Source organism: Falsiroseomonas oryziterrae, assembly GCF_021864505.1.
Lineage (GTDB): Bacteria > Pseudomonadota > Alphaproteobacteria > Acetobacterales > Acetobacteraceae > Falsiroseomonas > Falsiroseomonas oryziterrae.
The window spans coordinates 1-6,670 of sequence record NZ_JAKJIB010000232.1; the positions used below are offsets into that span (position 1 = coordinate 1).

Here is a 6,670-nt window from a genome sequence, read left to right on the forward strand (position 1 = left end):
GCGCGGTTGCGCTGGTCGGCGGCGCGGCGGGCGGCGGCGTTGGCGGCCTCGATCTCGGCCGCGCGGCGGCGGGCGAGTTCCTCCTGCGCCTTCCGCTCGGCCTCGCGCTTGGCGGCGAGCTTCGCGGCTTCCTCGGCCTGCTTCGCGGCCAGCTTGGCGGCGCGCTTCTCGGCCTCGCGCGCGGCGCGCGCCTCGGCGATGGCCTTCTGCTCGGCCATGCGCTTCTGCACCTCGGGGTCCTCGAGGCGGGCCTTCATGGCGGCGAACTTCTCCGCCGCGGCCTTGCGGGCCTCCTCGGCGGCATTCTTGCGCTCGTTGAAGTCGAAGAGCTTCTTGGTCTGCATGGTCCTGCTGGCTTGGGGATGGCTGCATGTAGCCGCAGCGCGCGGCAAGGCCAAGGGGTTGTGGCCCGCCCGAGGCGCAACCCTCCCCCCTCATCACTTCGTGAGGGAACCGTCGCGGTGACCTCTGCGCGCCGCGCTAATTGGTCAGCGTCACCCCCGCCTCGCGCACCAAGGCGGCCCACCGCCCGACCTCGGCCTGGTGGAAGGGGCCGAAGGCGGCGGGCGGCATGGTCTCGATCCGGAAGCCGGCCGCCTCCAGCCGGCCGCGCACCACCGGATCCGCCAGCGCCGCCTCGGTCGCGGCATGGACCCGCTCCAGCAGCGGCATGGGCGTGCCGAACGGCGCGAAGAGCCCGAACCAGGCATCGGCCGAGACATAGTCGAAGCCGAGTTCCTTCAGCGTCGGCACGCCCGGCGCATCCGGGAAGCGGGCGTCGCCGCCCACCGCCAGCGCGCGGATGCGCCCATCGGCGGCCAGCGCCGAGACACTTGCCCAGGTCGCCATCATGAAGTCCACCACCCCGGCGACCAGGTCCTGCGCCGCCGGCGCCGCGCCGCGATAGGGCACGTGGGTCGCGTTCATCCCGTTCCGCCGCGCGAAGGTCTCGCTCATCAGGTGGGAGGAAGAGCCCGCCGAGGAGGAGGCATAGGACAGGCCCCGCCCCGGCCGCCGGCCGAGCTCCACCAGCTCGGCCACGGTCCGGGCCGGGGAGGCGGCCGGCACCACCAGCGCATGCGGCGCGCGCGCCACCAGGGTGATGGCGGCGAAGGCGGCCGGGTCGTAGGGTAGACCCGGGATCAGCGCGCCGTTGGTCGCATGGGTCTGGTTGTTGCCGAGCACCAGCGTGTGCCCGTCCGGGGCGGCGCGGGCGACCTCCTGCGTGCCGATCACCCCGCCGCCGCCGCCGCGGTTGTCCACCACCACCTGCTGGCCCCAGGCGTCCTGCCACTTGGCGGCCAGCGCGCGGGCCAGCACGTCGGTGGTGCCGCCCGGCGGGAAGGGCACGACCAGGCGCACGGGGCGTTGCGGGAAGGCCGGCTGCGCCGCCGCCGGGACGGCGGCCAGGGTGGCCAGGGCGATCAGGGCGCGGCGTGTCGGCATGGCGGACCTCCGTGTCGCGATCCTCGCCGGAACCCGGCCGCCGCGCTATATGCGCCGCATCATGAGCGAAACCCTGGTTGCCGACGCTGTCGCGCGCGAGGCCGCGCGGCGGCGCACCTTCGCGATCATCGCCCATCCCGACGCGGGCAAGACGACGCTGACCGAAAAACTCCTGTTGAAAGGCGGCGCGATCCAGCTCGCCGGCGCGGTGCGCGCCAAGGGCAACGCACGCCGCACGCGGTCGGACTGGATGAAGATCGAGCAGGACCGCGGCATCTCCGTCGCGACCTCCGTCATGACCTTCGAGCGCGCCGGCGTCGTCTTCAACCTGCTCGACACGCCAGGCCACGAGGATTTCTCCGAGGACACCTACCGCACGCTGACGGCGGTGGACGCCGCGGTGATGGTGCTCGACGCCGCCAAGGGCATCGAGAGCCAGACGCGCAAGCTCTTCGAGGTGTGCCGCCTGCGCGACATCCCGATCGTCACCTTCGTCAACAAGATGGACCGCGAGGCCCGCGATCCCTTCGAGCTGATCGACGAGATCGAGAAGACGCTGGCGCTGGACGCAGCCCCCGTCGCCTGGCCGGTCGGCCGCGCCAGCGAATTCTGGGGCACCTATGACATCCTGGCGAAGCGCCTGATGCCGGTGGACGCGACGGAAGACGAAGGCATCCCGGTCTCGGGCTACGACGAACCGAGGATCGCGGAACTCGTCGGCCCTGCGCGCGCCGAGGCGCTGGCCGAGGAAGTCCTGCTCGCCGAGGCCGGGCTGAAGGCCTTCGACCTGGAGGCCTTCCGCGAGGGCACGCTGACGCCGGTCTTCTTCGGCTCGGCGCTGCGCGACTTCGGCGTCGGCCACCTGCTGGAAGGCCTGTCCCGCTTCGCCCCGCCGCCCGGCGCGCGACCTGCCGACCCGCGCGACGTGGAGCCGGCGGAGCCGCGCCTCACCGGCTTCGTCTTCAAGGTCCAGGCGAACATGGACCCGAACCACCGCGACCGAGTCGCCTTCGTGCGGCTGTGCAGCGGGCGGCTGACCAAGGGCATGCGCCTGCGCCAGGTGCGCACGGGCAAGCAGGTGCCGGTGAACGCGCCGCTCTTCTTCTTCGCGAAGGAACGCCAGGTCGCCGAGGAAGCCTGGCCCGGCGACGTGGTCGGCATCGCCAACCACGGCACGCTCCGCATCGGCGACACGCTGACCGAGGGCGAGGAGGTCAACTTCAAGGGCGTGCCCTCCTTCGCGCCGGAGATCCTGCGCCATGTGCGGCTGGAGGACCCGATGCTGGCGAAGAAGCTGCGCACCGCGCTCGACCAGCTGGCCGAGGAAGGCGTCGTGCAGATCTTCCGCCCGCTCGACGGCTCCCCGCCCGTGGTCGGCGTCGTCGGGCAGCTGCAGCTGGACGTGCTGCAATCGCGGCTGAAGGTCGAATACGGCGTACCCGCCGGCTTCGACGCGACGCGCTGGCAGGTGCTGCGCTGGATCAGCGGCGAGCGCGCCGAGATCGAGCGTTGGGCCGCGACGAACCGCGGCGACACGGCCGAGGACCACGACGGCGAATACGTCGCGCTGTTCAGCTCCGACTGGCGCCGCAAGCGCGCGGAGGAGGACTTTCCGAAGCTGAAGTTCCATGCCGTGCGGGAGCAGCACGGCGTGGTGCAGATGGTGCGGTAGCGAGACGGACCCGGGCGTCAGACGCCCAGATAAGCCTCCCGCACCGCCGGGTCGTGCAGCAGGTCCGCGCCGGTGCCGCTATGGGCGATGCGGCCCGTCTCGATGACGAAGCCGCGGTCGGCGATGGCGAGCGCGGCACTCGCGTTCTGCTCCACCAGCAGCACCGTCACGCCGGCGCCCTTCAGGGCGACCACCGCATCCAGGATCTGGTCCACCAGCACGGGCGCCAGGCCCATGCTGGGCTCGTCGAGCAGCAGCAGGCGCGGGTCCGACATCAGGGCGCGGCCGATCGCGAGCATCTGCTGTTGCCCGCCCGAGAGGCCCGCGGCCTGGAGCGCCCGCTTCTCCTTCAGGATGGGGAACATGTCGAAGACGCGCTCCATGTTGAGCTCCGTCTCCGCGCGGCCGCGGCGGAAGGCGCCGAGGCGGAGGTTGTCCTCGACGCTCAGCGGCCCGAAGACCTGGCGGCCCTCCGGCGATTGCGCGATGCCGGCCGCGACGCGGGCGTGCGGGCTCCAGCCGGTGATGTCCTCGCCGTGGAACCGGATGCTGCCGCCGCTCGCGGGCTGCACGCCCGACAGGCAGCGCAGCAGCGTCGTCTTGCCGGCGCCGTTGCCGCCGACGATGGCGGTGATCTCGCCGGTCTCGACACGGAGCGAGACGCCCTTCAGCGCGAGGATGCGGCCATAGGCCGAGCGGAGGTCGGTCACCTCAAGCAAGGGAGGCCTCTCTTGCGCCGTGGGTACCGAGATAGGCGGCGATCACCTCGGGGTTGGTGCGCACCTCCTCCGGCGTGCCCTCGGCCAGCATCCGCCCCTGGTTCAGCACCACGACATGACGGCTGATGCGCATGACGAGCTTCATGTCGTGCTCGATCAGTACCACCGCGACGCCGCGCGCGGCGACCTGGACGATGAGGTGGTCGATCTCCTCGGTCTCGACCGGGTTGCAGCCGGCGGCGGGCTCGTCGAGCATCAGCACGCGCGGCTGCGTCGCCAGTGCCCGCGCGATCTCGAGCCGCTTCAGCGCGCCATAGGGCAGCGAGCCGGCGGGCAGGTCGGCCTTGTCGGCCAGCCCGACCTCGGCCAGCAGCGCCATCGCGGCGTCGCGCGTCGCCGCGTTGGCGCGGCGGCTGGCCGGCAGCCGGAACAGGTCGCCGAGCAGCGACGAGCGTTCCTGCAGGTGCCGCCCAGCCATGACGTTCTCCAGCGCGGTCATGCGGAAGAAGACCTGCAGGTTCTGGAAGGTGCGCGACAGGCCGCGCGCGGCGAGGGCGTGCGGCGGCGCCTCCGTCACGTCCTGGCCGTCCAGCGCGATGCGGCCGGAGGATGCGCGGTAGAGGCCGGTGACGATGTTGAACAGCGTCGTCTTGCCGGCGCCGTTCGGGCCGATGATGGCCAGGATCTCGCCGGCGCGGGCGCTGAAGCCAACGCCGTCCAGCGCGCGCAGCCCGCCGAAGGAGATGCCGATGTCCGCGGCGGTGAGCAGCACGGCCCCGCGAACATCTTCGCGCGGCCGATTCACGCCTTCGCGCCCTTCGGTCGCTTCGGCGATCGGACGCGTGGCGTTCACGACCGCCTCCGCAGCAGCGCCGCGAGGCCCGGCACGATGCCGGCGCGCAGGAAGATCATGAAGAGCATGATCAGGAGGCCGAGCACCGCGTGCTCGTAGTCGTGGAAGACGGTGAGCACCTGCGGCAGCAGCACGAGCAGCGCCGCACCCGCCACCGCGCCGGGCACGCTGGCCAGCCCGCCGATGACGACCATGGTCACGTATTCCACCGAGGCGAGGAAGCCGGCGAAGTCGGGCGAGGCGCGGCCGTTGAGGAGCGCGAGCAGGCCGCCCGCCACCGCGGCGTAGACCGCGGAGATGACGAAGGCGCGCAGCTTGTGGCGGGCGACATCGATGCCGACGGTACGCGCCGCCACCTCGCTGTCGTGCAGCGCCGCGAGCGCGCGGCCGGAGGGGCTGTCCTGCAGGTTGAGCGCGATCCAGACGCCGACGAGCAGGATCGCGCCGGTGATCCAGTACCAGGTCTCGCCGCCGCGGATGCGCCAGCCCAGGATCTCCGGCCGCTGTACGTTGATGCCGTCCGGCCCGCCGGTGAGCCACACCTCGTTGCCGAGCACCATGGCGACGAGCATGCCGAAGCCGAGCGTGGCCACCGCGAGGTAGTGCCCCTTGAGGCGCAGGATCGGGCGGCCGACGAGGAAGGCGACCGCGGCCGCGACGGCGGCGCCGAGCGGCAGGCAGAGCAGGACGTCGAGGCCGAGATACCTGGGCCCGAGCGCGGTCGCATAGGCGCCAATGCCGACGAAGCCGGCATGGCCCAGGCTCACTTGGCCCGCCTGCCCCATCAGGATCTGCAGCCCGACGGCGGCGAGTGCCGTGACCCAGACCAGCGCCGCGACGCGGAAGTAGAAGCCGGACGGGAAGAACCAGGGAATCGTCGCGATCACCGCGGCGAGGACCAGCAGCGTCGTCCAGCGGGCGTTCAACCGGAAGCGCGGCGGCGCGGCGGCGACCGGGAGGGGCTCGGCCTTCGCGTCCATCAGACGCGCTCCACGCTGCGGCGCCCGAACAGGCCCTGCGGCATGACGAAGAGCACGCCGAGGATGACGATGAAGGCGACCGCGTCCTTGTAGGCGGAGGAGAGGGTGCCGGCCGCGAAGCTCTCGAGCAGGCCGAGCAGCAGCCCGCCGATCACGGCGCCGAGCGGGCTGCCCATGCCGCCGAGCATGGCGGCCGCGAAGCCCTTGAGCGCGAGCAGCGTGCCGACGTCGAAGGAGGTGAGCGTGATCGGGGTGATGAGGATCCCCGCGAAGGCGCCGATCGCGGCGGAGAGGCCGAAGGAGAGGGCGAGCACGAAGGAGGTGTCGACGCCCACCAGCCGCGCCGCGAGGCGGTTGGCCGCCGTCGCCAGCACCGCCTTGCCGAGCAGCGTGCGCTCGAGGAACAGGAACAGCCCGGCGAAGACGATCAGCGCACCGCCCAGCACCCAGAAGCTCTGTGGCAGGATCGCCGCGCCGGCGACGAGGATCGGATCGGCGCCGGAGAAGGCCGGCAATTGATGAAAACGCTTGTCGAAGACGATCTGCGCGATGCCGCGCAGGAAGATCGAGGCGCCGATGGTGATGATGATCAGCGTGACGGCCGAAGCCCCGCGCGCCGGTTCGATCGCCAACCGGTGCAGCAGCAGGCCCACGATCACCGCCACGGCGATGGCGAGCGCCGCGGCGAGCGGCAACGGGACGCCGGCGGCGAAGGCGAAGACGGTGACCATGCCGCCGAGCATGACGAACTCGCCCTGTGCGAAATTCACCACGTCCGAGGCGTTGTAGATCAGCGTGAAGCCGAGCGCGACCAGCGCATAGACCGCGCCGACGGTCAGGCCGGAGACGAGGAACTGCAGGAGTTCGGCGAGCATCGGCGGCCCTCTCTCCCTCCCCCGCAAGCGGGGGAGGGCTGGGGTGGGGGTGCGAGGATGAGGGCGCGCTGCGTGACCGAGCCCCCCCCCCGCGCGCTCCCCCCGCTGGGGGGGGGGGAGAGGGG

General features: G+C 72.1%; 7 protein-coding genes. 1 reads left to right on the plus strand and 6 read right to left on the minus strand.

Annotated elements, in window-relative coordinates; all coding sequences use genetic code 11:
* A partial coding sequence (locus tag L2I40_RS16485) for a DUF6481 family protein (RefSeq protein WP_237216286.1) occupies positions 1–344 on the minus strand: 344 nt, incomplete at its 3' end.
* Positions 345–480: 136 nt separating this feature from the next.
* Positions 481–1,446 carry a tripartite tricarboxylate transporter substrate-binding protein gene (locus tag L2I40_RS16490; protein WP_237216287.1) on the minus strand — a complete coding sequence of 322 codons (966 nt, stop codon included), beginning with the start codon at positions 1,444–1,446 and terminating at the stop codon, positions 481–483.
* A 49-nt stretch (positions 1,447–1,495) separates the two neighbouring features.
* Between L2I40_RS16490 and L2I40_RS16495 the strand changes: the two genes are divergently transcribed.
* Positions 1,496–3,118, plus strand: coding sequence for a peptide chain release factor 3 (locus tag L2I40_RS16495; RefSeq protein ID WP_456305747.1), 1,623 nt, complete (start codon positions 1,496–1,498; stop codon positions 3,116–3,118).
* A gap of 17 nt (positions 3,119–3,135) precedes the next feature.
* Here the strand turns inward: L2I40_RS16495 and L2I40_RS16500 are convergent, their stop codons facing one another.
* From L2I40_RS16500 to L2I40_RS16515, 4 genes are read right to left on the minus strand one after another with little or no spacing between them, the layout of a single operon-like run.
* Entirely contained in the window at positions 3,136–3,828 is a 693-nt protein-coding gene (locus L2I40_RS16500) for an ABC transporter ATP-binding protein (protein ID WP_456305748.1), read from the minus strand.
* A gap of 1 nt (position 3,829) precedes the next feature.
* Positions 3,830–4,690, minus strand: a complete 861-nt coding sequence (locus L2I40_RS16505; RefSeq protein WP_308116430.1) for an ABC transporter ATP-binding protein — start codon at positions 4,688–4,690, stop codon at positions 3,830–3,832.
* A complete protein-coding gene (locus L2I40_RS16510; protein WP_237216290.1) occupies positions 4,687–5,670 on the minus strand; it encodes a branched-chain amino acid ABC transporter permease in 984 nt (327 codons plus the stop codon). Before L2I40_RS16510 ends, L2I40_RS16505 begins: the two co-directional genes overlap by 4 nt.
* Positions 5,670–6,545 (minus strand): branched-chain amino acid ABC transporter permease, encoded by an 876-nt coding sequence (locus L2I40_RS16515; protein ID WP_237216291.1) that lies wholly within the window; start codon positions 6,543–6,545, stop codon positions 5,670–5,672. The genes L2I40_RS16510 and L2I40_RS16515 overlap by 1 nt, the downstream gene beginning before the upstream one ends.
* Between the last annotated feature and the right edge of the window lie 125 nt (positions 6,546–6,670).

Bases quoted from the DNA above. Each gene is read 5' to 3' on its own strand.
- L2I40_RS16490 (WP_237216287.1), bottom strand. From the start codon at position 1,446: ATGCCGACACGCCGCGCCCTGATCGCCCTGGCCACCCTGGCCGCCGTC.
- L2I40_RS16495 (WP_456305747.1), top strand. From the start codon at position 1,496: ATGCGCCGCATCATGAGCGAAACCCTGGTTGCCGACGCTGTCGCGCGC.
- L2I40_RS16510 (WP_237216290.1), bottom strand. From the start codon at position 5,670: ATGGACGCGAAGGCCGAGCCCCTCCCGGTCGCCGCCGCGCCGCCGCGC.
- L2I40_RS16515 (WP_237216291.1), bottom strand. From the start codon at position 6,545: ATGCTCGCCGAACTCCTGCAGTTCCTCGTCTCCGGCCTGACCGTCGGC.